Origin of the sequence: Actinomadura macra NBRC 14102 (genome assembly GCF_001552215.1) — a bacterium.
Taxonomy (GTDB): Bacteria; Actinomycetota; Actinomycetes; order Streptosporangiales; family Streptosporangiaceae; genus Spirillospora; species Spirillospora macra.
In genome coordinates this window covers 27,647-51,278 of the sequence record NZ_BCQT01000020.1, presented here as the reverse complement: position 1 = coordinate 51,278, position 23,632 = coordinate 27,647, and the positions used below count along the sequence as shown (strand labels likewise).

Here is a 23,632-nt window from a genome sequence, read left to right as displayed (position 1 = left end):
TCGCCGCAACAGGGGACGGCTGGGCGCCGACGGTACGCCATCCGGTGGCCCCGACCCGGTGTGCTGGACCACCTACCAGCCACTTGACGATCATCTGGGGAGGGTGATGACGAGCGACCAGCCGAACGCGCTGCCGGCGGGAATCGATCCGGACCGGCTCGCCGCGCTGCTGGACGGGGAACGCGCCAGGTGGATCGAGGCCCGTCCGCGGGCTGTGGCGCTACACGAGCGGGCGCGCCGTTCCCAGGTGCACGGCACCCCCCAGCATTGGATCAGCCAGTTCCCTCCGCCGGTGCCGCTGATGGTGGACCGTGCGGAGGGCACCCGCCTGTACGACATCGACGGGCATGAGTACGCCGACTTCGGGCTGGCCGGCACGGCGGCGCTGTGGGGGCACAACCATCCCGCGGTCGTGGCGGCGGTGCGGGACCAGCTCGTCCGGGGCAGCGTCACCCTTTGGCCGAACGAGGACCACGTGGCGGTGGCCGAGGAACTGCGGCACCGCTTCGGTCTGCCGTTCTGGCAGTTCACCGTGTCGGCGACGGACGCCAACCGGTTCGCCCTGCTGCTGGCCAAGGTGGCGACCGGACGGCAGCGGATCCTGATGTTCAACCGCGCCTACCACGGGTCGCTGGAACAGACGGCCGCCGTGCTGACCGCGGACGGCGTGGTACCGGAGCCCGGCGTCGAGCCCAACGGCGTGGACGTCCGGCAGACGACGAAGGTCGTGGAGTTCAACGACCTCGACGCGCTCGAACGGGCACTCGCCCCGGGCGACGTCGCCGCGGTGCTCGCCGAACCGGTGTTGACCAACGGCGGCGCGGTGATCTGGCCGGAGCCGGGGTTCCACGCCGGCCTGCGCGACCTCACCCGTCGTACCGGCACTCTGTTGATCATCGATGAGACGCAGACGATCCCGGCCGGTCCGGGCGGCTGCGTCCGGGAACTCGGTCTGGACCCCGACCTGATCACCATGGGCAAGTGCATCGCGGGCGGCATCCCGGCCGGGGTGTACGGGATGTCCGACGCGGTGGCCGCCGCTGCGGCGCGCTACACCAGGGACGGGGACGGCGGTCTCGGCAGCACCATGGCGGGCGGGCCGCTGGCGTGCGCGCGATGCGCGCGGTCCTCGGTGAGGTGATGACCGAGGGGACCTACGCCCACATGAACCGCCTGGCCGAACGCTATGCGCGTGATGTCTCGGCGGTCATCGCCCGGCACGACCTGCCGTGGCATGTCGGACGGCTCGGAGGTCGCGTCTCGTACGCCTTCACACCGGTTCCGCCGCGCAACGCCGGGCAGTTGTATCCGCGTGTCGGTTCGTCGGTTCGCGACGCGTTGTGGCTCTACCTGGCCAATCGGGGCATCGTGCTCAACGGGATGAGCGGCGCGGCGCTGATGTCGCCGATGACGGCCGAGTCCGATGTGGCATTGCACGGCACGTTGTTCGCCGAGGTGATCGGGGAGCTCACCGGCCGGGGAGGGCGGTAGCCGTGGACGATCTGACCGAGGCGCAGGTCGAACGGATCCGCGCGGACATCGGCCGGTCGAGGACGGCCGGCGCGTACGCACCCGGCCGGTGGTCGGTGGCTCCGGGAAACCGGGATACGGCGGTGACCGGTGTGCTGCCCGAACGCGTCCGGTTGCGCGACACTTCCATCCGCGCGATCGAGTCGATGCCCGGGGTGGTGGCGACTCGCGAGGCGAAGACCGCGTTCCTGCGGCTGCTGGCCCGCTCGGGCGTGCCGGAGATCGTGACCTCGGGGCCGGGCCGTGACCCCGATGCGCTCCGGGCCGACCTGGCAGTGATCAAACAAGAGCAGCCGGACTGCACGGTGGCCTGCCCGTTCGTGTCCACCATGGACGGCGTCGATCTGGCGCGGGACATCGGATTCGACGCCGTGCAGGTGTCCGTGCCCGGATTCGGCCCAGCGTCCGGAATCTATGACCCACCTGTGCCGGCGTCCCGGGAAGAGGTCGTCGGACGAGCGATCGCGGTGGTGGAGCACGCCCGCGCGCAGCGGCTCCGGGTCACCGCCGCGTTCACGATGGTGTCCTATCTGACGGACGAGATGCTCGCCGAGACGGTGGCGGCCATGGCCGGCGCGGGCGCGGGCGAGATCGCCCTGTTCGACGGTCCGGGCGCGGTCGGGCCGGAGGCGTTCGGACGGCTCGTCCACGCGACCAGGTCGGCCGCGCCGGACCTTGAGGTCGGGGTCCACCCGCACAACACCTTCGGGCTCGGGGTCGCGTGCGCGGTGGCCGCGGCGCGGGCCGGTGCGGCCGTGGTGGAGTCGTCGGTGAACGGGTACTGCGGCGGCCCGGGTAACGCCGATCTCGCCGCGACCGCGGCCGCCTTCGAGGCGCTGTACGGGGTGCGCACGGGCATCCGGCTCAACGCGCTGACCGAGCTGGCCCGAGCGGGCGCCGAGCTGACCGGCCACATGCCGGCGCTGAACCAGCCGATCACCGGCCGGGACGCGTTCTGCTGGGGCGGCGGCGACTGGGTCACCGTGGAGTACGAGGTGGATCCGCTGCTGCACAACTGCGTCGAGCCGGCTTTGGTCGGCAACGAGCGCCGGGTGCCGTTGACCCCGCAGAGCGGGCCGCGGACGACCGCGGCGACCCTGCACGGGCTTGGCATCGACGCGGATCCGGCGCTGGTGCCGGCCATCGTGGAGCGGTGTCGCGCGGAACTCGACGCCCTGGGACGGTTGCTCACCGACGAGGAGATCCGGGCCATCGCACGATCGGTCCTCGCGAACTGACGGCCAAGCACCGGACCGCGAACCCCCAGCACCCACGCCCCGCACCCGGACCTCCGCCGGACCTCGGCCGGCGCGGCGTAAGGCAACCAGGGAGCCTGACGTCAGATTTCGGCTTTCCGGGCAGGCCTTCTCGGCGGCGGGCACCGTCAGGCGTTCACCGGAACGCTTGCAGGCCGGTGAGCGCTCGGCCGACGACGAGAGTGTGGATCTCGGAGGTTCCTTCGTAGGTGAGCACCGATTCGAGGTTCGCCATGTGCCGCATCACGGGGTATTCCAGGGTGATGCCGTTGGCACCGAGGACGGTACGGCAGGTGCGGGCGATGGTGAGGGCCTCGCGGACGTTGTTGAGTTTGCCGGCGCTGACCTGTTCCGGGCTCAGGGCGCCGGACTCCTTGAGACGACCGAGATGGATCGCCAGCAGCAGGCCCTTGCCCAGTTCCAGTGCGGCGTCGGCGAGCTTCTCCTGGGTGAGCTGGAAGGAGGCCAGCCGGCGGCCGAAGATCTCGCGTTCGAGGGCGTAGGCGATGGTCGTTTCCAGACAGTCGAGTGCGGCGCCCAGCGAGCCGAAGATGATCCCGAGGCGTGCCTCGCTCAGGCACTGAAGCGGGCCGGCCAGGCCGAGGGCGTCGGGGAGCGCGGCGTCGGCGGGCAGCCGGACGCCGTCCAGGATCAGTTCGCTGGTCACGCTGGCGCGGAGTGAGAGCTTGCCGCCGACGTCGTGCGCGGTGAAGCCGGGGGTCGTGGCCGGGACGAGGAAGCCGCGGATCCCGTCATCGGTCCGTGCCCACACCACGGCGACGTCGGCGATCGCCCCGTTCGTGATCCACATCTTGGTTCCGTCGAGCACCCAGTCGCCGCCGTCGCGCCTGGCGCGGGTGCGCATCCCGGCGGGGTCGGAGCCGGCGTCGGGTTCGGTGAGACCGAAGCACCCGATGCGCTCCCCGGCCGCCATCGGGGGCAGCCACTCCCGCTTCTGCTCCTCGCTCCCGTACCGCCAGATCGCGTACATCGCGAGCGAGCCCTGCACGGACACGAGGCTGCGCAGGCCGGAGTCGGCCGCCTCCAGTTCGAGGCAGGCCAGGCCGTACGCGACGGCGCCGAGCCCCGCGCAGCCGTGACCTTTGAGGTGCATGCCGAGCAGTCCCATGGATCCGAACCGCCTGGCCAGTTCCCGTGCGGGGAACCGGCCCTTGTCGAACCACCCGGCCAGATGGGGGCGCAGTTCGTCGTCGCACATCCGGCGCACGGTCTGACGGATCTCGCGTTCTTCGTCGGTCAGCAGACCGTCCACGGCGAACAGCGCGGACGGGTGGACCGGTTGTGGTGTGTTCACGGCGCACACTCCATCATGGATTTAATTTTGGATCCAGTATTGATTATCCAAGTTACCTGACCTAGGGTCCCGGCCAACAGGTGGGGAAGATCTCGGTCGGCGGACTGCGGAAGGTCCTCGGCCCGACGCGGCTGGAGCTACACGGATGGAAGTCACCGGCGATGATCGCGCTTGCGGCGGCGCAGGCGATGTGACCGATTCAGGCGGTATCGGCGATTCGAGCGACGCCGGGGCCGGGGCCGGCGCGCTCGCCGGGCTGCTCGTCGCCGACTTCACCCGCGTGCTGGCCGGACCGTACGCGACGATGCTGCTGGCCGACCTCGGCGCGGAGGTCGTCAAGGTCGAGCGCCCCGGGAGGGGCGACGACACGCGTTCGTGGGGGCCACCGTACGCGGACGGCGAGGCGACGTACTTTCTCGGCCTCAACCGCAACAAGCGGTCCATCGCGCTGGACCTGCGGGATCCTGGTGATCTAGAAGTCGCCCGTGCGCTGGTCGCCCGCGCGGACGTGCTCATCGAGAACTTCCGTCCCGGCACGATGGAACGGCTCGGCCTCGGCCATGCGCAGGCGGCGGAGCTCAATCCCGGGCTGGTCTACTGCTCCATCACCGGGTTCGGCACCGGCAAGGGCGCCGACCTGCCCGGCTACGACCTCGTCGTACAGGCGGTCGGCGGCCTGATGAGCGTCACCGGCGAACCGGAGGGTGGCCCGGTCAAGACCGGCGTGGCGCTCGTCGACGTGATCACGGGACTGCATGCGGTGGCGGGTCTGCTGGCCGGGCTGCGGTACCGCGACCGCACCGGCCAGGGGCAGCGGGTCGAGGTCTCGCTGCTGACCTCGCTGCTCTCGGCGCTGACCAGCCAGGCCTCGGCCTACGTCACCAGCGGGGTGGTGCCGCGGGCCCTGGGCAACCGGCACCCGAGCATCGTCCCGTACGAGGTGTTCGAGGCCGCCGATCGTCCGATGGTCATCGCCGCTGGGAACGACCGCCAGTTCCGCGCGCTGTGCGCGGTTCTGGAACGGGACGATCTCGCCCGAGATCCGCGGTTCGCCACCAACTCCGGCCGGGTCGCCGCCCGCGAGCCGCTTGCCGCCGCCCTGTCCCAGACTCTCGCGCGACGTCCGGCCGACTCCTGGTGCGCGGCGCTCACCTCAGCGGGAGTGCCGTGCGGCCCCATCAACGACCTCGCGGCGGCCTGCGACCTCGGCGCGAGCCTCGGGCTGGAGCCGATCGTCCAGTTGGACGATCCCAGACGCGGGGAACGCGTGCCCCAGGTCGCCAACCCGATCCGGCTCGGCGCCACCCCGGCGCGCTACCGGCTGGCGCCACCTGGCCTGGGAGAGCACGGCGTATGGGTCCGTGAGATATTGGGCCGATGAACCCGGCCGAGGGACATCGCAGGCCACCGACGGCACAGGAGTTCGTCCTGACCGAACTCCGGCGCGCCATCACCACCGGCCGGTTCCGTCCCGGCGCGCCGGTCCGGCAGGACGCGATCGCCGAGGAACTCGGCGTCAGCCGCGTCCCGCTACGCGAAGCCCTCAAAACCCTCCAGGGCGAGGGGCTGGTCACCTATCACGCCCACCGCGGCTACTTCGTCGAAGAACTGTCCCTGGACGATCTGCGCGAGGTGTACCGGATACGGGAACTCCTGGAAGGAGAGGCGATCCGCCAGGCCGTCACCCACCTCACACTCGAACAGCTACAAGAACTGGAGCGCGCCCAGGACGAGGTGGAGCGCGCCGCCGCCGACACCGATGTGCTCACCATGGCCGCAGCCAACCGCAACTTCCACATGACGCTGTTCGAGTACGCGGGCATGCCCCGGCTGACCCGTCTGATCGCCACCCTCTGGGACGCCACCGACGCCTACCGCTCCATCTACTACGCCGACGGCGACAACCGGGCACGCGTCATCGCCGAACACCGGGCCACCCTCGACGCCCTCCGCCACCGCGACACGGACGAGGCCCTCCGCATCCTCGACCTCCACCGCGCCCACGCCGTCTCGGCCCTGGAGCACCTGCTGCCCGGCCACCCTGCACCCACCTGACGCGCCGCGCACCACTCAGTAATCGGCCCTACTCTGTCGAGATCCTCGGGACCCCACGAGGCTCGGGGGAACGCACTCAGCCCACAGGCATTTGCGCAGCGCCGACACCGCCGTCCTGGCGACCTACTCAACAAGACAGCCACGCCGCATTCGAGGACTGCCCCCGCGTCGCGCGGGAGCTGGCAGATTTCATCCGCGGCATACCGTCACGTGCTCGGGTCCGTCTCCCAGATCGACACATGTTTGGTGCTCTCGGCCGTGAGCTCCGAGCGGTCCCAACCCGCCCAGCGGTACTTCAGCCTCAATCCGGCGATGCGCGCCATGAGGTCCATCTCGGCCGGCCAGGCATACCGGAAGGGAATGCGGCGGAACTCCCCTGTCCCGTCCCCTGACACAGTGACGTGGTTCGACGTGAACTCCTGCGTGACGACGTCGTACTGGTCGAACCCGACATAGCCGTCGCCGTCGGCGCCGGGTGACACTGCGAACGGGACGGTGTCCTGCCCGGGCGGTAGGCGACGCAGGTCCGGCAGACCCACCTCGACGAGGAACAGCCCGCCCGGCCGCAGGTGCGCGGCCGCGTTGCGGAAGACGTCGACCTGCCCGTCCTGGGTGGTGACGTTGCTGATGGTGTTGAACACCAGATAGACCAGCGAGAACCGACCGGCCACCCGGGCCGTCGTCATATCGCCGATCGTCACGTTGACGGCGTCGCCGCCCGGCTTGCTCGCGATTCGCGCCGCCATCGCCCGGCTCAGTTCGATGCCGCTCACCCGCACGCCGCGAGCGGCCAGCGGCGCCGCGATCCGTCCGGTGCCGACGGCGAACTCGAGGACCGGGCCGTCGGCCAGGTCTTCGAGGACGTCCACCGCGGGCGTCACCACCTCAGGCGCGTTCTCGCCGCCCGGGGCGTCATAGCCCGCGGCCACGCTCTCGGGGAACCAGCCGTCCCCCGGGTCGTCCTCCGCATTCGCCTCACTGATCATGGTCACTGACGCTATGCCCGCGACCGTGCGCTCCTCACCCCATTTTTCGGCGCCCGGTAAGGCCGCGTCACCAGAGCGACATGAGGGCGCTCGTCGCGTTGGCGGCTATCGACTTCACCAGCGGACCGGCACCGCTGACCTCATGAAGGCGGTGGCGGTCCGGAAGATGCTGAACCGTGCCCATGGCCGTGGCCTGCCCGTGCCCGTGTCAGTGGCCGTGCCTATGGCCGTGACCGTGGCCGTGATGTCCGAGACAATGCCAGTAGCCAGCGCCGCAAGCATCGGCGCACGCGTTGAATTCCTTGCTGCCGTACGGGTACTCGCGCTGGCAGTGGCCGAAGCACTCCTGGTAGGCGATATCGCAGTAGATCCCGTCTGCCCGCACTTGCCGGTGCGGACGAGATCCAGGGTGTGGAGCTCTCCAGGGAGCCTCTCGTGGGAACGCTCTGCTCAGTTGCCGGAGCACGTCGTTCAAAATCGGATCGGCGAAGGTGAGCTCCACAACTGAGGACTCCTTGCCGTCGCAGCAGGTAGAGGACTCCTCGGTGCCGGTGACGGACTCAACGGCGTCCTTGGGCACAACAAAGGCGTGGGCACGGAGGGGACCGACGCCGACGACATACGGCGTGATCTTGACATGATCAGGTCGGTCGGCGACGGCTTCGACAATGCTCGACAAGCCTTGCTGCTCTTGCTGTGCAATCAGATCGTCCAATGAGATCGACTCGCCCGCCATCTCGACCTCCGGTCGGCAGGAGACATGCTTTCCAACCTGACCTGCCCGGTGTCGTGGTGGATGCCGCATACGACATGCCGATCCATACGGAAGGCTGAATATCTTTATGCGATTCACCTGACCTGCGGGGCGTGTGCAGCCCCCGTCCATAGCAAACCGTGTGACACCTGATGCGGCCCACGGGCGCGTGGTCCCGCTGGCCATCACTGAGATCGATCTTGGTTGCGCGGGGTCCAACGTCGCGGTCGAGAGCACCGGCCAGCTTGACCTATCGCGGAATAGTGCTAATAATACTAGCACCATGAGATGGACCGTTGATCACTCCTCCCAGGAACCGCTACAGCATCAGATCGCCGGCTGCGTCCGTCACGGGGTGGCATCGGGCGAGCTGGCCACCGGTGAACAGCTTCCTCCGGCCGTCGAGCTGGCGGCGGCCCTGTCGGTCGACCGCAACACCGTGCTCGCCGCCTACCGGCAGCTGAGAGACGAGGGCCTGCTGGAGTTCCGCCGGGGCCGCGGAGCCCGGGTGACCTCGGCAGGTGCACCACTGGCCTCGGTCACCGAGGCGGCCCATGCCTTGATCGCCGTCGCCCGTGCCCAGGGGCTCGGCCGTACCGAACTGATCCGCCTCATCGAGGAGCTGACATGACCGCATCCGGGATCTCCGGCGCCGACCGGAACTCGATCTACACCGGCCGCGTGACCAACTGGCCCCTGGTGACCGTCAGCGCCGTACTGCTGCTGCCGCTCCTGATCATGAGTGGAGGCCCGGACGGGAACTGGTGGGACCTGGCGCCGATACTGTTCTTCGTCGTCGGCGTGGCCCTCTACGCTCTCACCGGATCCAGCGTCAGAATGGCGGCCGGCCCCAACGGAGTCGCCATTCACTTCGGAGCGCTCGGGTGGCCACGCTGCACCTATCAGCTCGACCAGATCCAGCGCGCCGAAGTGATCGACCTCCACCCCGTGTACGTGGCCTTCGGTTTCTGGTGGACCCCACGACGCACCTGCTACACGGTCCGCTCCGGCCCCACCCTGCGGCTGCTGCTGAGCAACGGCCGCACCGTCACCGTTACCACGCCCCACCCCCACACGGCCGCCACCGCCATCAACGACGCGAAAACGCCACCGAGCACACACAGCCACGCATAGCCATCACGCACATTCGGTGGAATAGCGGCGTTGCCGCAACCGCCGGTTACGCGCGGGTCGGCGCCGCCTATCTGTCCGCCGGCTGGGCCGCCGGTCGATCGTTCCGCCGCGCCAGGGGTATCTGGCCATGTCACCGGCACACGTCCACACCGGCGGCTCGTCCGCTCAGCCAACCACCGTGACCAGGTTTGCGCTGGCTGGTCTCTCCGGCGCACCGGCGCCATGATATCCGGCGCCTCAAATTGATGTGGACGGGGAGGGATGTGCCCCGGGAACAGCACCTGCCACTGGAAGCAGATCATGTATTGAGTTTCAATGGATCACATGCCGTTATCCTCGGCACCTCGTGCAACAGCACTGCGCAAGGCGACCGGAGCACTTCGGATCGACGCTGGGGAGATGTGGTGAGGGACCAGAAAAGGGAGCTGCTGGGATCGGGTTTTGACATTGACCCTTATCCAGCCCATCAGCGGCTTCGAGAAGAAGCCCCCGTCCACCGAGTACGTCTCCGCGACGGCTTGTACTGCTGGTGGATCTCGCGCTACGAGGACGCCAGGGTGGCGCTCGCCGATCCCCGACTGAGCCGAGACCCGCGCAACGCGGTGCCCGAATGGCGCGCGGCCGATCGGGGTCGCAGGCTGGAGGACGAGTCGGAGCTGGGCATGCATCTACTCACCCTGGATCCGCCCGACCACACACGGCTGCGCAGACTCATCCACGAGGCGTTCTCCGCACGTGCCGTCGAGGCGATCGAGGACCATGTCCAGACGACCGCCGACGCGCTGGTCGACCGCTTCCAGGACCGTGGCACCGCCGAGATCATCGGCGAGTATGCCTACCCCTTGGCGGCCGCGGTGATCGGCACGATCATGGGCGTTCCCCCGCGCGACCAGCACATCTTCCGGCAATGGACCTCGAACGCCGTGCCTGGCGCGGGACCCGTCGCGTCGCCGGGCGCCTACATCGACGAACTGGTCGCGGACAAGCGCCGCGCCCCGGGCGACGACCTGATCAGCGCGCTCATCGCCGATGGCGGGCTCAGTGTCGTGGAACTCCGTTCAATGATCTTCTTGCTCCTGATCGCCGGGCACGAGGGGAGCGTCGCCATGGTCGGCAACGCGCTGATCGCGCTGCTGCGCCACCCGGACCTGCTGCGGCTGCTGCGGTCCCGCCCTGACCTGCTGGGGCCAGCCGTCGAGGAGGCGCTGCGCTGGGACGGCCCCATGGAACTGGCCGCATGGCGTTTCCCCAAGGAGCCCGTCGTGTACAGCGGGATTCATATTCCGGCAGGCGAACCGGTGGTGATTTCCCTGGCGGCAGCGCATCGCGATCCTGAAGCGTTCCCCGACCCCGACGAGTTCGATATCGGCCGGGCCGACAACCGGCACATGGCGTTCGGCCGCGGCACTCACTACTGCGTGGGCGCGCAGCTGGCCCGCCTCGAAGGACGGATCGCCATCGGCACGCTGATCAACCGCCTCCACGATTTGGCGGTGACAGTTCCCGTGGAGGAGTTGCCCAGGCAGCCGAGTTTCATCGTCCGGGGACTGCACGAGCTTCCGGTCACGTTCTCACCGACCGGGCACCGATAGCGTCCCGGCGCGCCACGCGCCGGACCTCACCGTCGCAGACGAAGCGAGACTGCAATCCTCGTCCACCGGTTATGGCGGGACGCCACGTCGTCGCTGCCGGTGCTGTATGCCTTGCCAGATGGGTTGCGATTCTCGCCCGCCGGTGCAGGCGACCGCCACCCCCGGCTTTGCCGCGACACGTCCGACTCGGATGCGGAGGTCCAGGCCATGACCCCGGGGCGGATGCTCACCCACCCGTCCCGGGGCCACGGGGTCTAGCGCTGGAGCCGCCGGGCGACGTCCAGGTGCGGATCGGGAAGGTGCGCTGGGACGTATAGGCGGCGAACGCGGCCGTGCAGGATCCCGCGCCACCAGTGAGGGTTCTCCTCCTCCGCGTCGGCGGCACTCACCACCTCGCGGGTTGCGGCGTCCACGATGATGATCATCTTGGTGTCGCCGATGACCTCGTACGCCCTAGCCATCGGAGTCGTCCTCCCGGCGCGGGCGGGCGGCGGCGGGAAGGGCGGACTCCCCGCCGCCGCGCTCTGCCGTACGGCTGCCTGCGGTCCGGCTCTGTGGCGCTGGCCGCACGGACGTCGGGTGCAGGTGGCGAGGTCCGCTCAGCAGCCACCACCACGTCCAGGGGCCGTCCCTCGGGTCCTCCCACTGAACCGGTGCGTCAGGCGACATCTATTGCCCCCTGCGATGGGGGTGGTGGTGAGACGAGCCCGCCGCGCCGGTGAGGTCGCGCGGCGCCGCGACCGCGGGAGCCGCCGCGGTGAAACTGCCCTCCCCCGCGCTGGACGGGGACGGCGTGGCTGCTGCGACGCCGCCCCCCGCTCGTGGTGTTCCGCCGTCCAGCCCGGGAGTGCCCTTCATGACCTGGCGGACCTCGTCGGCGAGCGCGTCCTCGGTCACTGCCTCTATCAGCCGGTATCCGTGCTCACTCCAGGGCCAGGGCACAAGCGCCCAATAGTGTCCGGTCCACTGGCCGCGCCAGTGCCGCACTCCTCGCGGGAAGCGCACCGGGACGGGTGCCGCGAGCAGGGGCGCCCGCGGGCCCTGCGGCGGGATCGGCGTGCCTGTCATGGCGGGCACCCCTTGACGGCGTCCACGACGTGCCCCACCGCTGCGTCCAGGTCCGCGATGGGGCCGATGTCCTGGCCCATCGCCCAGCGGAAGGTGCCGCGCTTGCAGGTGATCAGCAGCTCCCGCCCGTCCGGCCGCGGGACGATCAGGTTGGTGACGAAGGTGCGGACGGCGACCCCGCGCTCGCCCAGCCCGGCGGCCAGCGCCTCCAGCGCCAGCCGGTGGTCGCAGTGCTCGACCACCTCCAGCAGCTCCCGCATCACCTCCGGGCCATCCGCGTGCATCCCGACGATCCCGCCACGCCCCGGCGCGAGCGGCCGGCCAGCCTGCCAAACGACGCCGGGTGCATCTCTCACCTCGATCAGCCAGCCGGGGAACCCCTCACGCAGTGCACACAGGGCCGCCTCGTGCCGGCTCATCGTCCGCTCGCCTTGGCGCCCGCGGCCTCCCGCAGCTTGGCGCGCAGTTCCTCGGCGGTGTCGGCGTCGAAGGTGGCGCCCTCGACGCGCGACAGGTCCTCGCTGACGAAGGTGGCCCGCGTCGCCCACCAGCGGCCCGTGTCGGTGGTGTGAATGATGCTCCAGTCGCTGAACTCCTCGGTCAGCGCGGCCTTCTGTGCCGCGTCGGCATCTGCTGGTGGAGGTTGCTGTACCTTGCCCATAGCCGGGACCTCACTTCCGGTTAGGTCCCGGCCGGTGGTCAGATCACCGCGTCCGGGGCCGCCTTGTCTCTGGGCGAGGCCACGCACCGTGGTGTTGCTGGTTACTTCTTACTACGCACAACCACACGGGAACTTCAGTGACCGGTACGTGGCCCCGCTGATGACAGTGAATCCGAGACGGACGCCCCAGGTCAGCGTGATAATCGCGGCAGGAAAGCAGAGGCGAGCCCGCGCTTCTCCCCACATCCCGTCGAGGTGTATCGCAAAATGTCCGCCGAAAACCCCCATATCGGCGCGCGATTGCGCACCGAACGGAAGAAGCGCGGCTTGGTCGTGGCCGATCTCGCCGCACTGTTCCGAGAAGTCGCACCCGACCGCGTCGCCGCCACACTGCCCACACGCAGGAATATAGAGCGGACCATCCGCGGGCATGAGGCAGGCGAGCACGGCGTAGGCCCGCGCTACCGGCTGCTGTACGCCGCCGCGCTGAAGATGACCGAGGAGGAGCTTTTCCCCGTTCCTCCACAAGAGCCGACCGCCGCTCCCAGGGGTACCGTGGCTCTTGGCAGCATTCCCGACCTTTGGGACGACGACGTGAACCGTCGCGAACTCCTCTACGACTCCGGAGCCTGGGCCGCCGGCGCGGCAATTGCACCGATTCTTGCGTCCCTGAACAGGGCATGGCAGGCCAGCCAACGTGCTCTTCCGGGCGCGAGCGTGTCCCGGGAAATGATCGACGACTGGGAGAACGGCTATGACGTCCACGCTGCCAGTTGGCGGCACGATCATCCCTCCACCGTGCTGGCAGCACTCGCAGCGGACTGGAGTGACATCGCGCCCCACCTTCGCCGCACCCAGCCGGACGCCGTTGCCCGCGACCTCGCACACGCCGCCGCCCGACTAGCGTTCTTAATCGCGGGAGGACTCTCCGAGGCCGGGGACCGCCGTCACTCACGACGCTGGTGGGACACCTCCAGGCATCTCGCCGACAAGTCTCAAGATCAAAAACTCGCGTCCCAGTCCCGCAGTTTTGAAGCCACCATGCGGCTTAATGATGAACGTGAAGATCCCGGTGCCCTTATCCTCCTCGCCCAAGAAGCACGACGACTCGCCGGAACCCGCCCCAGCATAGCCCGGATCTACGCGGTAGCCGTTGAAGCGGAGGCGCACGCAGCAGACGGAGACCTAGCATCAGCGATCACTGACGTCCGGGAAGTAGAAGCACTCTTCTCACGGCTCCCGGCATCAGAATCGCCGTGGGGTGAAGATCGTTTGCGTTACATCCAGAGCATGATCTATGCGTGGGCTGGCGATGTGAAGCGAGCTAGCGAGGCCCACAGCGCCGCACAGACCTACTACGGGTCAAGTGATCACCAGGCCGTCCAACTCCATTTGCATGTGCCCCTGGTCCGGGCGCGAACCGAGACGGAATCTGCTCTCACTCAGGCGCTCGAAATCATCGACGCGCTTCCAGCGGAACGGCGCATCGCGCGCGTACGAGGAAATGCACGGCGCATCATCACCGTGATCCCCGAGCAGGCACAAGCGCTTCCGGCCGCACGAGAGCTGCGGGCACTGACTGTTGGAATCTAACTCTGGGCAACCACACCGACGCGAACCCCGCCGAGCCACTCGGCGGAGTTCGCGTACTTTGAGAGCCTTCTCCGGGCCGCCGGGCGGCACTGAGGGCATCTCCGGGCTCACCCCAGCCGGGGCTCCTCTCCGGCTCTCGGACCGTGCGTGACCACCATGACGTGACCCTCAGCAGTTGCGCGGCCTTGCGCAACCCCATTGCCACCAGCACGCGATCCTCGGCTGGAGCGGGGACGCCGCGCTCCTCCGCCGGGCCGGCGCCCGGGTCTCGCCGCTCGCCGCTCGCTGCGGGCTCGCCGGGAACTTCGGCATAAGGAAGGGCCACGAGACGTCCGTCCAGGTCGCCGAAACTGCCCTGCTCCCCGGGCTCAGGCCGGCTCCTCCCTCCGATGTGGTGCTCGCCTCGTGGCCGACCGCCGCGTCCGCCCTCCCCAAGCGAGGACGAGAGCCTGGAAGGGACGTAACGGGATGGGTCGAGCAGCTCGCGCTCGCCGAGTTCGGCCGATCACGGCGCGCAGAGCACTTCTTTTCGTGTCGGCACGGCGGTGACCGCTCGTCAGCCCCGGCCGATGACGGCCTGGATCTCCCGCTCGATAATCTCCTGAAGCGGCGCGCCGTCGCGGTTGGTGAGGATCACGCCGACCCAGTCGGTGTCGGGGTAGATGGTCCAGTTCGCGCCGACACCGGGGTTGGCGCCGGCGCGGCTCCACACCCACTGGCCGTTAACGAGGCTGACCGGCATCTGGTACGCCCCGAACCCCGCGTCGGCGGAGGCCGCCCGGCGGGCCAGGCCGCCTCCCTCGGGAGCGAGGGGGATCTTGGCACCGGTGAAAAGTTCGGCGTAGTGCCGGTCCAGCAGCGTGCCGTCGCCCAGCGCGAGCGCGAACCGGACCAGATCCGGCGCGGTGGCGAAGCCGCCGTCCCCGGGGGCATCGATGAAGGCGCGGCCCGGGTTCTTGCCCAGCACGTACGGGTCCGGGCTGCCCTTGTCCAGATTGCGGACCGCGTCCACCTGACTGCCGTCGGCCAGCGTCATGTACGGGTGCGCGATGTGCTCGTCGGCGAGCCACCGCGGCCTGGTGTAGAACCCCGAACCGGTCATGCCGCAGTGCTTGAAGATGTTCTCCTGGACGTAGTCCCAGTAGGTCTTGCCGGTCACGGCTTCTATGATCTGCGCGGGGATGGCGACCTCGGCGCCGGAGTGGCTGCTGGATGTGCCGGGAGGAGCCTCCGGCGTCGCCTGCCGGGCCCACCGCTCGTAATACTCGTGCACCTCCTTCTGGCTCTGGAAGATCCGCCGCACGTCCTCATCCGGGGTCTTCATCCCGGATGTGCCGGTGAGCATGTGGTGGATGGTCACCTTCTCGGCGATGTCCTTGGCGTAACCCTCGAGGTAGGTGCCCACCGTGTCCCACAGCTTCACCTTGCCCTGCTGCGCCAGTTGCAGGATCGCCACCGCATGGAACGGCTTGCCCGCAGAGCTGAGGCTGAACGCGATGTTCTCCCCGTTGGGGATCCCCTTCTCCCTGTCGGCCATGCCGTAGCTGCGCGACAGCACCGTCCGGCCCCGGTGCGACAGCAGCACCACGCCGGAGAACCTGCCCTCGGCGGCCAGCTTCGCCACGTACCGGTCATAGGCTCCGCCGGGCCGGGTGTCCGGCGGGATCGGGCCGGTTAGAGCGGGGGCGGCGTGGCCGGGCCGGGCGCCCACCAGCGGCGCGCCGGCCGCCACCACGCCGGCGGCCGCCAGCCCACCCCACCCGAGCAGCCGCCGCCGGCCGACACCACCTACGAAATCCGAGCCCATGATCACGGTCCTCCACCGATCGACGAACCGACCACTGATGCACTGTGGTCCGCCTCCACCCAAGACCCAGGACTGTTGCGGCGGCGTATGCGATTCTCGATACGCCCGCGATACATGTTCCATCGGGAGCGGGTCCCGCGGCGGTACCAGGCTCACGACGGCGCCGGCCTCGTCGCCCGGAGCATGATCGGCCCCCGAGCTACTGGCGGCGCCTGCGGACCTCCTCGATGGCCTGCGGGATCACTGTGTGAAGGTCACCGACTATGCCGTAGTCGGTGAGCTCGAAGATGGGTGCCTCGGTGTCCTTGTTGACCGCGACGATGGTCTTGCTGGTCTGCATACCGGCCCGGTGCTGGATCGCTCCGGAGATGCCCAGCGCGATATAGAGCTGGGGCGACACGGTCTTCCCGGTCTGGCCCACCTGGAACTGGTGTGCGTAGAAACCGGAGTCGACCGCGGCGCGGGAGGCGCCGACGGCGGCGTCCATCAGGTCGGCCAGTTCCTCGACCAGGGCGAAGTCGTCGGCGCTGCCGACTCCGCGCCCACCGGACACCACCACCGACGCCTCGGTCAGTTCCGGGCGGGCGCCCTTGGCTTCGGCGACCCGCTGGGTGATCGTGGCCAGCCGGTCCGCGTCGGTGAGCACCACCTCCACCGGCGACAGGTCGGCGCTGGCGGGGGCGGGGACGGGCGTTGTCGAGTTGGGTCGCACGGTGAGCAGGGGCAGCCCCCGGGTGACCCGGGACCGGACGATCGTGGATCCCGCGAACGCCACCTGCTCGGCCGTCCCGTCGGGGTTCACCGACACGACATCGGTGAGCAGGCCGTTGTCCAGCTTGACCGCCAGCCGCGCGGCGATCTCCTTTCCCTCCTGGGTGGACGGCAACAGCACCGCCGCCGGTTCGCGTGCGCGGATCAGCTCAGCCAGCACGGTCGCCTTCGGCGCGACAAGGAAACCGTCCAGGTCGGGGTGCTCGGCGGCGTGGATCTTGTGCGCGCCGTACTCCCCCAGCTTGTCCCGCAGCGGCTCGGCGGCGCCCGGCCCGCCGAGCACCACCGCTGACGGCGTGCCCCACTCGCGGGCCAGCGTCAGCATCTCCAGGCTGACCTTCCGGACCGTCCCACCGGCGTGTTCGACGACAACCAGCACTTCGCCCATGATCACGTCCTCACACGAACTTCTCGGTGGCCAGGAACTCGATCAGCCTGACCCCGCCGTCGCCGTCGTCGGCCACCTTGCTGCCGCCGGTACGCGGGGGACGACGGCTGTGCTCGATCACCGCGCTGGTGGCGCCGGCGAACCCCACCGACCCCGGATCGATCTCCAGATCGGCCAGTGACCACAGCGTGACCGGCTTCTTCTTGGCCGCCATGATCCCCTTGAAGGACGGGTAGCGCGGCTCGTTGATCGTGTCCCACACCGACACCACCGCCGGCATCTCCCCGGACACGACCTCGAACCCGTCCTCGGTCTGGCGCTCGATCGTCAGCGCACGGCCGTCCACGGTGAGCTCGCGGGCTCCGGTCAACGCCGCCGCCCCGAGCCGCTCGGCCACCATGTGCGGCATCACCTGGACCCGGCCGTCCGTCGACTCGGCACCGCACAGCACCAGGTCGGCGCCCAGCGTCCGCACCGCCGCCGCCAGCACCACCGACGTCCCGAGCGCACACGAACCCCGCAATGCGTCATCGCTGACGTGGACCGCTCGGTCCGGCCCCATCGACAGCACCTTGCGCACGGCCTCCCCGGCTCCCGCCGGTCCCATGGTCAGGACGGTCACCTCACCCCCATGGGCCTCCCGGAGCCGCAGCGCCTCCTCGACCGCGTACTCGTCCATCTCGTTGATCACATTGGTGGCCGTCTCGCGGTCGACGGTGCCGTCGGCCGTGCTCAGGCTCCGCTCCCCACCGGAATCGGGAACCTGCTTCACCAGGACCACGATGTTCATGGCCGTCTCCCTTGGTCGTCCTGGACGGCACCGGATGTGCTCCGCGGTACCGCGTCGAGAAAGGTCAACACCGCTTCGGTGAACTCCGCCGGGCGCTCCAGATTGGACAGATGCGCGGCATCGAGCAGGACGAGCCGCGCACGCGGGGCACTGGCGGCGAGGAGTTCGCTCCGCGCGGGCGGTGTGGCGGGATCGCGTAGCCCTCCGATGACGAGCATGGGGACGTCCGCGGTCATGATCCGCTCACGGTTGTCGAGCGTCCCGAGCGCGAGGAGGCAGCCGGAGTAGCCCTCCACGGAGTTCGCGCCGAACGTCCGCTTGAGCTCGTCGACCAGGTGGGGATTGCGGGCGGCAAAGTCATCGGTGAACCACCGGGAGACGATCTGGTCGGCCATGCCAGCGAGCCCGAGCCGCTCGACATCGGCGAGCCGGGCGGCGAGCCGGTCCGGGGCGAGGTGGACGCCAGCGTTCGCGACCACCACCCTGCGCACCCGGTGCGGGTGGTCGATCGCCAGTTGCTGTCCGATCATGCCGCCGATCGACAGGCCGCAGAAGTCGGCCCGCTCGATAGCGAGCGCGTCGAGGACGGCGACCGCGTCCCTGGTGAGCAGGTCGAGATCGTACGGCGCCGACGTCGCCTCCGACAGACCGTGCCCGCGCATGTCGTACCGGATCACCCTGAACACGTCCGCGAAGGCGGCGAGTTGCGGCCGCCACATCGCGACGTCCGTGCCGAGCGAGTTCGACAACAGCAGCGGCGGGCCCGCGGGCTCCCCGTCCTCGCGGACGTACAGCCACGCCCCCTCGGTCGACACGTACCGATCGTTCACGGCTGGTCCGCCTCCTGACAGGGCAGGTCCGGAAGCCTCGCGCCGATCGCCTCGGGAACCGGGGCGTCGTGCGCCACCAGGGTCAGCGACACGTTGGTGTAGTGACCGACCAGCACCGTCAGCTCCACCTGCTGGGCCACGCCGAGCAGGTCGCGGATCAGCTGGTACGTCTCGTCCTGGACGCGGTGGTGCGTCAGCAGCTCGGTGCAGTAGGCGTGCACCGCCTGTTCGTCCGCCGGCGTGGCACCCGGGCTCCGGCCCCACCTAATCTCCTCGATCGTCTCCGGGCCGACTCCGGCGGCGAGGGCCCGCTGTTCATGGACCGCCCACGCGAACGACGCGCCCCAGAAGCGCGCGGTGGTGAGGATCGCCACCTCGCGCAAGCGCGGCGGCAGCGCGCCCGCCGTGAGTGCGCCGCCGAGCGCCGCCCACGGGTCGAACAGGTCGGGGGTGAACAGGAGCGGCAACCGCGGCCCCACCGGCGCCCCGAAGTAGGCCACGAGCCGGTCATAGATCTCCCGCTGCCGCGGTGACAGGTCCGCGTGCTCGGGCATGGGGAGCCTCGGCCAGGTCACGGCGTCGCCGTCCTGGTCACCCGCCGCCATCTCATGGTGCCCCGTCATGTCAGAGCCCCAGCAGCGCGACGGCGTTGTCCTTGAGCACCAGCGGGCGTACGGCGTCCTTGATCGGCAGTTTCTCGAAGTCGGCCAGCCAACGGTCGGGAGTGATGGCGGGGTAGTCCGATCCGAACAGCATCTTGTGTTTGAGCGGGCCGTTGATGTACCGGACGAGGATCTCGGGGAAGTACTTCGGCGACCAGCCCGACAGGTCGATGTACACGTTGGGTTTGTGCGTCGCCACCGAGAGCGCCTCCTCCTGCCACGGGAACGACGGGTGGGCGAGGATGATCTTCAGATCCGGGAAGTCGGCGGCGACATCGTCGATCGCCAGCGGGTTCGCGTACTTCAACCGGATGCCGCCACCGCCCGGCATGCCGGCGCCGATGCCCGTCTGCCCGGAATGGAAGAGCGCCGGCAGGCCCGCCTCGGCGATGACCTCGTACAGGGGGTAGTACTCGTGGTCGTCCGGCCAGAATGCCTGGGTGCTGGGGTGGAACTTGAACCCCCGGACGCCCTGCTCGATGTAACGGCGTGCCTCGCGGACGCCAGCTTTGCCCTTGTGCGGGTCGACCGACGCGAACGGGATCAGCACGTCCGGGTTGGCCCGCGCGGCCTCGATCACCTCGTCCGTCGAGGCGTTCACCGCCCCGGTCCCGGCGCCGGAATCGACGGTGAAGATCACCGCCGCCATCCGGCGCTCGCGGTGGTGGTCGGCGACCTCCTGCGCGGTGGGACGATCACCGGCGCCTCCGAAATAGCGCTGCGCCGCGGCGAAGAACTCATCGGCGACCGCATCGACACCCATCCTGGTGCCGGCATGCGTGTGCATATCGATGGCGATTATCGAATTGATGTCAATCGTCATTGTGTGTTTTCACCTTTCGCTGGGCCAACGGCAGATGCCCCGTAAGCCGCGGACACCGGTCAGGCCAGGCCCAGATACGCGGCGCGCACCTTGTCGTCCCCGGTGAGTTCGGCGGCGGAACCCTCCAGCACGACCCGACCGCCTTCGAGCACGTACGCACGCGCCGCGATGTCCAGCGCGATGTGGGCGTTCTGCTCCACCAGGAGCACCGACAGCCCGTCAGCGTTGATCGACTTGATCTCCCGCGCCACCGTCTCGACCAGGATCGGCGCGAGACCGAGCGACGGTTCGTCCAGCAGCAGCAGCTTCGGCCGGCCCATGAGCGCCCGGGCGATGGTGAGCATCTGCTGCTCCCCGCCGCTCAGCACCCCGGCCGCCAGGCGGCGCTTCTTTCCCAGCACCGGGAACATCTCGGTGAGACGGTCCATGTCCTGCCGGACGCCCGTGCGCTCCGGACGCGAGTAGGCGCCGAGCCGCAGGTTGTCCTGGACCGTCATCGCGGGGAAGAGGTGACGCCGTTCGGGGCACAGGGCGATACCGCGGCGGACGATCTGGCGGGTGCTCAGCCCGGTCAGCGGCTTGCCGCCCAGCCGTACCTCTCCGGAGCCCGGGGAGAGCATGCCCATGATGACCCGCATGAGCGTCGACTTGCCGGCGCCGTTGGGCCCGAGCACCGTGACGATCTCACCATCACCGACCCGGACCGACACATCCGAGATCACATTCGTCTTGGCCTCGTACCCGGCGCTGACCGCCACCACGTCAAGCATGCGTCACCCTCCGAGATACGCGGCGACCACCGCGTCATCGGCGGCCACCTCGTCCGGAGTCCCCTGGGAGATCAGTTCCCCCTGGTCCAGGACGTAACAGCGGTCGCAAAGGGACATGATGACCTTCATCTTGTGCTCCACGAGCAGGATGCTCATGCCGTCGCGGCGCAGATCGACGAGCAATCGCTGGAGGCGCTCGGTCTCGGTCTCCCGGAGCCCGGCGAAGGGCTCATCGAGGATCAGGACTCTCGGTTCGCTGGCGAGTGCCATCGCGATGCCGAGCACTTTCTGCTCCTCGACCGTCAGGGACTCGACCGGCGTGTCCTCCATGCCGGTCAGGCCGAGAACCCCGATGACGTCCCGGAGCCAGCCGATGTGCCGGCGGACCTTGCGGCGCGTGCCGGGCGGCTGCACCAGCGACTCCACCAGGTTGGTCGAGAAGTGGACGTGGCTGGCGATGAGGAGGTTCTCCATCACCGTTCGTCCCGCGAGGATGCGGTTGGTCTGGAAGGTGCGTCCGATGCCCCGGCGGACCCGTTTGTGCGGGGGCTCCTTGGTGATGTCGCGACCTTCGAAGATGATTCTTCCGCCGTTCCTGGCGACCGTTCCGGCGATCAATCCGAAGAGCGTGCTCTTGCCCGCGCCGTTGGGTCCGATCACGCCCACGATCTCGGACGGGTAGGTCACCAGGGAGACACCCGCGACGGCGCGCACGCCCCCGAACCGCTTGCTCGCGTCGATCACCTGTAGCACCGGCGCGGGCTCCGTCCCGGATTCCTCGTCTCGCGAATGGGCGGCGTGGCGGGCCTGGCGCGGTGGCAGGAGCCGCTCGGACCGCGGGATGGTCTCGGCGGCGGGCGGTGGTCCCTGGCTCTGCGGTGTCGGCGGGGCCACGCCGTCCAGGATCTCGTTCTCGGTGCGCAGCCGCTTCCAGTAGACGGCGATGCTGCCCGATATGCCACGCGGGAAGAACAGCAGCACGATGACCAGGACGACCCCGAACACGAGGTTGCTCCACAGATCCGTGAACCGGAGCACCTCGGCGAGGCCGACCACGAGCAGCGGGCCGACGATGGGGCCGGTCAGGGTGGCCGCACCGCCGAGGATGACGTAGATGCAGACGTTGAAGCTCGGCAGAATACCGGCGTCGGCCGGGTTGATGTACGACGCGTAGCTGGCGTACAGGCCACCGGCGGCGCCGGCGATCGCCGAGCTCAGGCAGAACGTCTTGACCTTCTCGGCCGTCACGTTGACGCCCAGCGCGGCGGCGAGCACATCGTCGTCGCGAATGACTTCGAGGCTGCGGCCATAGGCGGACGTGCGTATTCTCGCGATGATGCCGACCACTACCAGCAGCAGGATCAAAGCCAGGTAGTACTTTCCGCCGAGCGTTTCGAAATCGAAGGTGACGCCGAAGAGGCTCAGGTTCGGCGGTGACGGTATGCCGTAGATGCCGAGGTCGCCTTGGGTGACGCTCGTCCACTGTGTGAGGATGACGACCACGGCGCCGCAGAAGCACAGCGAGCTGATCGCGAAGAAGTGCCCGCGGGTGGGCATCGTCACCACGGCCAACGCCAGGCCGACGATGCCGGTGACGATGATCCCGGCCACCCATCCGGCCCAGTAGGGCCACTGGTGGGCGGTGGTCAGGATCGCGAGGGTGTAGGCGCCGGTCATGAACAGGGCGGCGTGGGCGATGGAGGGCAGCCGCAGCCGGCCCAGCACGAGGTCCAGCGATTGCGAGAGCGTCGCGTACAGCAGGATGAGCACGAGCACGCTCATGTGGTAGTCGGAGGTGACGAAGAGCGGAACGAGTGCCGCGGCCACCACGCAGGCCACAATGGCGATAAGGCGAGGTTTCGGAAAACGTCGCTGTCCTGGCCCGGCGAGGCCGGGGCGCACGACATTCTGGAAATGTGTCGTCATCTGGCGGCCAACCTCGGCGCGAAGAGCCCACTGGGCCGGACAATAAGGGCAACCATCAGGAGCACGAAGGCGTAGACGTCGGTGAACCCGGCGGACAGGAAGAGGGAGCCGAAGCTCTCCGCCAGGCCGAGGAGGATGGAGCCGACCATGACCCCGGCACTGCTGCGCATGCCGGCGAGCACCACGACGATGAACGCCTTGATCACGATGGTCGAGCCCATGTGCGGGTAGACCAGGTAGATCGGCCCGAGCAGGCCGCCGGCCGCGCCGGCCATCGCGCTCCCCACGGCCATGGCGAGCAGCGCCATCCTGGTCGGCGAGATGCCGACGACCAGGGCTCCGACCGGGTCCTCGGTGCTCGCCCGCATGGCCCGCCCGCTGTCGGTCAGGCGCAGGTAGGCGTGCATTCCGACGATGAGCGCGAGCGCGATGAAGGCCGCCATCAGCCGCTGCTGGGACACGGCCGCGGAGCCGATGTGAACGATGGTGTTGTCGTACGGGCTGTCGAACTTGCGGTAGTCCGCCCGCCAGAGCACCTGCGCGCCGATCTCCATCGCGGCCAGCAGGGCCAGCGCACCGATGAAGCCGTTGGTCGCGGACCCTCGTCTCAGGTGCCGGTAGACGACGACCTCGCTGAGGAGGCCGAGCACGACGGCGATCGCGATGGACGCCAGCACGCCGACCCAGTAATGCTGGTCGAACCGGGTCACCATGAAGTATCCGCAGTACGCCCCCACCATGAGACGTCCACCGAGCGCGAAATCGGGAATGTCCAGGATCCCGAAGATGAGCAACAGCCCGGACGCGACCAGCGCGTAGAGTGCGCCAAGGGTCAGACCGTTGACGAGCGCCTGCATCATAGGCCGGCCGCCCTTCTTGGTAGCAGAGACTGTCGAGGCGAAACGCTCGTGGGGATCCGGT

Annotated in this window: 25 protein-coding genes; 9 read left to right on the top strand and 16 right to left on the bottom strand. The window is 69.1% G+C overall.

All coding sequences use genetic code 11. The features are described 5' to 3' along the window. Positions 1-106 precede the first annotated feature (106 nt). From AMA02S_RS31885 to AMA02S_RS31880, 3 genes are read left to right on the top strand one after another with little or no spacing between them, the layout of a single operon-like run. Positions 107-1,141: an aminotransferase class III-fold pyridoxal phosphate-dependent enzyme gene (locus AMA02S_RS31885; RefSeq protein ID WP_084265814.1), complete on the top strand. Its 1,035-nt coding sequence runs from the start codon at positions 107-109 to the stop codon at positions 1,139-1,141. Next, a complete protein-coding gene (locus AMA02S_RS40800; RefSeq protein ID WP_169806924.1) occupies positions 1,141-1,491 on the top strand; it encodes a PLP-dependent aminotransferase family protein in 351 nt (116 codons plus the stop codon). Before AMA02S_RS31885 ends, AMA02S_RS40800 begins: the two co-directional genes overlap by 1 nt. Positions 1,492-1,493: 2 nt before the next feature. Beyond that, entirely contained in the window at positions 1,494-2,768 is a 1,275-nt protein-coding gene (locus AMA02S_RS31880) for a hydroxymethylglutaryl-CoA lyase-like TIM-barrel protein (protein WP_067465860.1), read from the top strand. A 154-nt stretch (positions 2,769-2,922) separates the two neighbouring features. Here the strand turns inward: AMA02S_RS31880 and AMA02S_RS31875 are convergent, their stop codons facing one another. Next, positions 2,923-4,101, bottom strand: coding sequence for an acyl-CoA dehydrogenase family protein (locus AMA02S_RS31875; RefSeq protein ID WP_067466325.1), 1,179 nt, complete (start codon positions 4,099-4,101; stop codon positions 2,923-2,925). Between the two features lie 190 nt (positions 4,102-4,291). Here AMA02S_RS31875 and AMA02S_RS31870 point away from each other — a divergent pair, with 190 nt between their 5' ends. Continuing rightward, the gene (locus AMA02S_RS31870; RefSeq protein ID WP_245667923.1) at positions 4,292-5,482 is read left to right on the top strand and encodes a CaiB/BaiF CoA transferase family protein; all 1,191 of its coding nucleotides are present in this window, start codon (positions 4,292-4,294) and stop codon (positions 5,480-5,482) included. Continuing rightward, a complete protein-coding gene (locus AMA02S_RS31865; protein WP_067465857.1) occupies positions 5,479-6,156 on the top strand; it encodes a GntR family transcriptional regulator in 678 nt (225 codons plus the stop codon). The genes AMA02S_RS31870 and AMA02S_RS31865 overlap by 4 nt, the downstream gene beginning before the upstream one ends. A 206-nt stretch (positions 6,157-6,362) precedes the next feature. Here AMA02S_RS31865 and AMA02S_RS31860 read toward each other — a convergent pair whose 3' ends face one another. Together AMA02S_RS31860 and AMA02S_RS42270 are read right to left on the bottom strand one after the other, a co-directional pair. Continuing rightward, positions 6,363-7,142 carry a class I SAM-dependent DNA methyltransferase gene (locus tag AMA02S_RS31860; RefSeq protein WP_067465854.1) on the bottom strand — a complete coding sequence of 260 codons (780 nt, stop codon included), beginning with the start codon at positions 7,140-7,142 and terminating at the stop codon, positions 6,363-6,365. A 208-nt stretch (positions 7,143-7,350) separates the two neighbouring features. Continuing rightward, positions 7,351-7,878: a hypothetical protein gene (locus AMA02S_RS42270; RefSeq protein WP_157430935.1), complete on the bottom strand. Its 528-nt coding sequence runs from the start codon at positions 7,876-7,878 to the stop codon at positions 7,351-7,353. A gap of 301 nt (positions 7,879-8,179) precedes the next feature. Here AMA02S_RS42270 and AMA02S_RS31855 point away from each other — a divergent pair, with 301 nt between their 5' ends. The 3 genes from AMA02S_RS31855 to AMA02S_RS31845 all read left to right on the top strand — a co-directional run bounded on the left by AMA02S_RS31855 (position 8,180) and on the right by AMA02S_RS31845 (position 10,622). Continuing rightward, positions 8,180-8,527, top strand: coding sequence for a GntR family transcriptional regulator (locus AMA02S_RS31855; RefSeq protein WP_084265811.1), 348 nt, complete (start codon positions 8,180-8,182; stop codon positions 8,525-8,527). Next, entirely contained in the window at positions 8,524-9,030 is a 507-nt protein-coding gene (locus tag AMA02S_RS31850) for a hypothetical protein (RefSeq protein ID WP_067465852.1), read from the top strand. Before AMA02S_RS31855 ends, AMA02S_RS31850 begins: the two co-directional genes overlap by 4 nt. A 188-nt stretch (positions 9,031-9,218) precedes the next feature. Beyond that, positions 9,219-10,622 (top strand): cytochrome P450 family protein, encoded by a 1,404-nt coding sequence (locus AMA02S_RS31845; protein WP_218005187.1) that lies wholly within the window; start codon positions 9,219-9,221, stop codon positions 10,620-10,622. Between the two features lie 254 nt (positions 10,623-10,876). Here the strand turns inward: AMA02S_RS31845 and AMA02S_RS31840 are convergent, their stop codons facing one another. From AMA02S_RS31840 to AMA02S_RS31830, 4 genes are all read right to left on the bottom strand, one after another. Further along, positions 10,877-11,083, bottom strand: a complete 207-nt coding sequence (locus tag AMA02S_RS31840) for a hypothetical protein (RefSeq protein WP_067465849.1) — start codon at positions 11,081-11,083, stop codon at positions 10,877-10,879. Positions 11,084-11,291: 208 nt separating this feature from the next. Beyond that, entirely contained in the window at positions 11,292-11,690 is a 399-nt protein-coding gene (locus tag AMA02S_RS42265; protein ID WP_157430934.1) for a hypothetical protein, read from the bottom strand. Beyond that, positions 11,687-12,109: a hypothetical protein gene (locus tag AMA02S_RS31835; protein ID WP_067465846.1), complete on the bottom strand. Its 423-nt coding sequence runs from the start codon at positions 12,107-12,109 to the stop codon at positions 11,687-11,689. Before AMA02S_RS31835 ends, AMA02S_RS42265 begins: the two co-directional genes overlap by 4 nt. Next, the gene (locus tag AMA02S_RS31830) at positions 12,106-12,351 is read right to left on the bottom strand and encodes a hypothetical protein (RefSeq protein ID WP_067465843.1); all 246 of its coding nucleotides are present in this window, start codon (positions 12,349-12,351) and stop codon (positions 12,106-12,108) included. The genes AMA02S_RS31835 and AMA02S_RS31830 overlap by 4 nt, the downstream gene beginning before the upstream one ends. 267 nt (positions 12,352-12,618) lie before the next feature. On the opposite strand from AMA02S_RS31830, the gene AMA02S_RS42260 reads away from it, so the two are divergent. Next, complete coding sequence (locus AMA02S_RS42260; protein WP_157430933.1) at positions 12,619-13,944, top strand: NsdA family TPR-like regulatory protein; 1,326 nt, start codon at positions 12,619-12,621, stop codon at positions 13,942-13,944. A gap of 556 nt (positions 13,945-14,500) precedes the next feature. Here the strand turns inward: AMA02S_RS42260 and AMA02S_RS31815 are convergent. The 9 genes from AMA02S_RS31815 to AMA02S_RS31775 all read right to left on the bottom strand — a co-directional run bounded on the left by AMA02S_RS31815 (position 14,501) and on the right by AMA02S_RS31775 (position 23,571). Then, positions 14,501-15,751, bottom strand: coding sequence for a serine hydrolase domain-containing protein (locus AMA02S_RS31815; protein ID WP_067465833.1), 1,251 nt, complete (start codon positions 15,749-15,751; stop codon positions 14,501-14,503). A gap of 199 nt (positions 15,752-15,950) precedes the next feature. Beyond that, positions 15,951-16,910 carry an electron transfer flavoprotein subunit alpha/FixB family protein gene (locus AMA02S_RS31810; RefSeq protein WP_067465830.1) on the bottom strand — a complete coding sequence of 320 codons (960 nt, stop codon included), beginning with the start codon at positions 16,908-16,910 and terminating at the stop codon, positions 15,951-15,953. Positions 16,911-16,920: 10 nt separating this feature from the next. After that, positions 16,921-17,700 (bottom strand): electron transfer flavoprotein subunit beta/FixA family protein, encoded by a 780-nt coding sequence (locus tag AMA02S_RS31805; protein ID WP_067465828.1) that lies wholly within the window; start codon positions 17,698-17,700, stop codon positions 16,921-16,923. After that, entirely contained in the window at positions 17,697-18,530 is an 834-nt protein-coding gene (locus AMA02S_RS31800; RefSeq protein WP_084265809.1) for an alpha/beta fold hydrolase, read from the bottom strand. The genes AMA02S_RS31805 and AMA02S_RS31800 overlap by 4 nt, the downstream gene beginning before the upstream one ends. Then, a complete protein-coding gene (locus AMA02S_RS31795) occupies positions 18,527-19,153 on the bottom strand; it encodes a carboxymuconolactone decarboxylase family protein (protein ID WP_084265808.1) in 627 nt (208 codons plus the stop codon). Before AMA02S_RS31795 ends, AMA02S_RS31800 begins: the two co-directional genes overlap by 4 nt. Position 19,154: 1 nt before the next feature. Further along, positions 19,155-20,015: an amidohydrolase family protein gene (locus tag AMA02S_RS31790; RefSeq protein ID WP_067465826.1), complete on the bottom strand. Its 861-nt coding sequence runs from the start codon at positions 20,013-20,015 to the stop codon at positions 19,155-19,157. Positions 20,016-20,074: 59 nt separating this feature from the next. After that, positions 20,075-20,785, bottom strand: coding sequence for an ABC transporter ATP-binding protein (locus tag AMA02S_RS31785; protein ID WP_067465823.1), 711 nt, complete (start codon positions 20,783-20,785; stop codon positions 20,075-20,077). Between the two features lie 3 nt (positions 20,786-20,788). Beyond that, on the bottom strand, positions 20,789-22,615 hold the full coding sequence (locus AMA02S_RS31780; protein WP_067465820.1) for a branched-chain amino acid ABC transporter ATP-binding protein/permease: 1,827 nt from the start codon (positions 22,613-22,615) through the stop codon (positions 20,789-20,791). A 92-nt stretch (positions 22,616-22,707) separates the two neighbouring features. Beyond that, positions 22,708-23,571 (bottom strand): branched-chain amino acid ABC transporter permease, encoded by an 864-nt coding sequence (locus AMA02S_RS31775; RefSeq protein WP_067465818.1) that lies wholly within the window; start codon positions 23,569-23,571, stop codon positions 22,708-22,710. Between the last annotated feature and the right edge of the window lie 61 nt (positions 23,572-23,632).

Excerpts from the sequence above, each read along its gene's own strand:
- AMA02S_RS31790 (WP_067465826.1), bottom strand. The coding sequence starts at position 20,015 with ATGACGATTGACATCAATTCGATAATCGCCATCGATATGCACACGCAT.
- AMA02S_RS31855 (WP_084265811.1), top strand. The coding sequence starts at position 8,180 with ATGAGATGGACCGTTGATCACTCCTCCCAGGAACCGCTACAGCATCAG.
- AMA02S_RS31885 (WP_084265814.1), top strand. The coding sequence starts at position 107 with ATGACGAGCGACCAGCCGAACGCGCTGCCGGCGGGAATCGATCCGGAC.
- AMA02S_RS31840 (WP_067465849.1), bottom strand. The coding sequence starts at position 11,083 with ATGGCTAGGGCGTACGAGGTCATCGGCGACACCAAGATGATCATCATC.
- AMA02S_RS31815 (WP_067465833.1), bottom strand. The coding sequence starts at position 15,751 with ATGGGCTCGGATTTCGTAGGTGGTGTCGGCCGGCGGCGGCTGCTCGGG.
- AMA02S_RS31785 (WP_067465823.1), bottom strand. The coding sequence starts at position 20,785 with ATGCTTGACGTGGTGGCGGTCAGCGCCGGGTACGAGGCCAAGACGAAT.
- AMA02S_RS31830 (WP_067465843.1), bottom strand. The coding sequence starts at position 12,351 with ATGGGCAAGGTACAGCAACCTCCACCAGCAGATGCCGACGCGGCACAG.
- AMA02S_RS42265 (WP_157430934.1), bottom strand. The coding sequence starts at position 11,690 with ATGACAGGCACGCCGATCCCGCCGCAGGGCCCGCGGGCGCCCCTGCTC.
- AMA02S_RS31805 (WP_067465828.1), bottom strand. The coding sequence starts at position 17,700 with ATGAACATCGTGGTCCTGGTGAAGCAGGTTCCCGATTCCGGTGGGGAG.
- AMA02S_RS40800 (WP_169806924.1), top strand. The coding sequence starts at position 1,141 with ATGACCGAGGGGACCTACGCCCACATGAACCGCCTGGCCGAACGCTAT.
- AMA02S_RS31795 (WP_084265808.1), bottom strand. The coding sequence starts at position 19,153 with ATGACGGGGCACCATGAGATGGCGGCGGGTGACCAGGACGGCGACGCC.
- AMA02S_RS42270 (WP_157430935.1), bottom strand. The coding sequence starts at position 7,878 with ATGGCGGGCGAGTCGATCTCATTGGACGATCTGATTGCACAGCAAGAG.
- AMA02S_RS31850 (WP_067465852.1), top strand. The coding sequence starts at position 8,524 with ATGACCGCATCCGGGATCTCCGGCGCCGACCGGAACTCGATCTACACC.
- AMA02S_RS31860 (WP_067465854.1), bottom strand. The coding sequence starts at position 7,142 with ATGATCAGTGAGGCGAATGCGGAGGACGACCCGGGGGACGGCTGGTTC.
- AMA02S_RS31835 (WP_067465846.1), bottom strand. The coding sequence starts at position 12,109 with ATGAGCCGGCACGAGGCGGCCCTGTGTGCACTGCGTGAGGGGTTCCCC.
- AMA02S_RS31865 (WP_067465857.1), top strand. The coding sequence starts at position 5,479 with ATGAACCCGGCCGAGGGACATCGCAGGCCACCGACGGCACAGGAGTTC.
- AMA02S_RS31810 (WP_067465830.1), bottom strand. The coding sequence starts at position 16,910 with ATGGGCGAAGTGCTGGTTGTCGTCGAACACGCCGGTGGGACGGTCCGG.
- AMA02S_RS42260 (WP_157430933.1), top strand. The coding sequence starts at position 12,619 with ATGTCCGCCGAAAACCCCCATATCGGCGCGCGATTGCGCACCGAACGG.
- AMA02S_RS31775 (WP_067465818.1), bottom strand. The coding sequence starts at position 23,571 with ATGATGCAGGCGCTCGTCAACGGTCTGACCCTTGGCGCACTCTACGCG.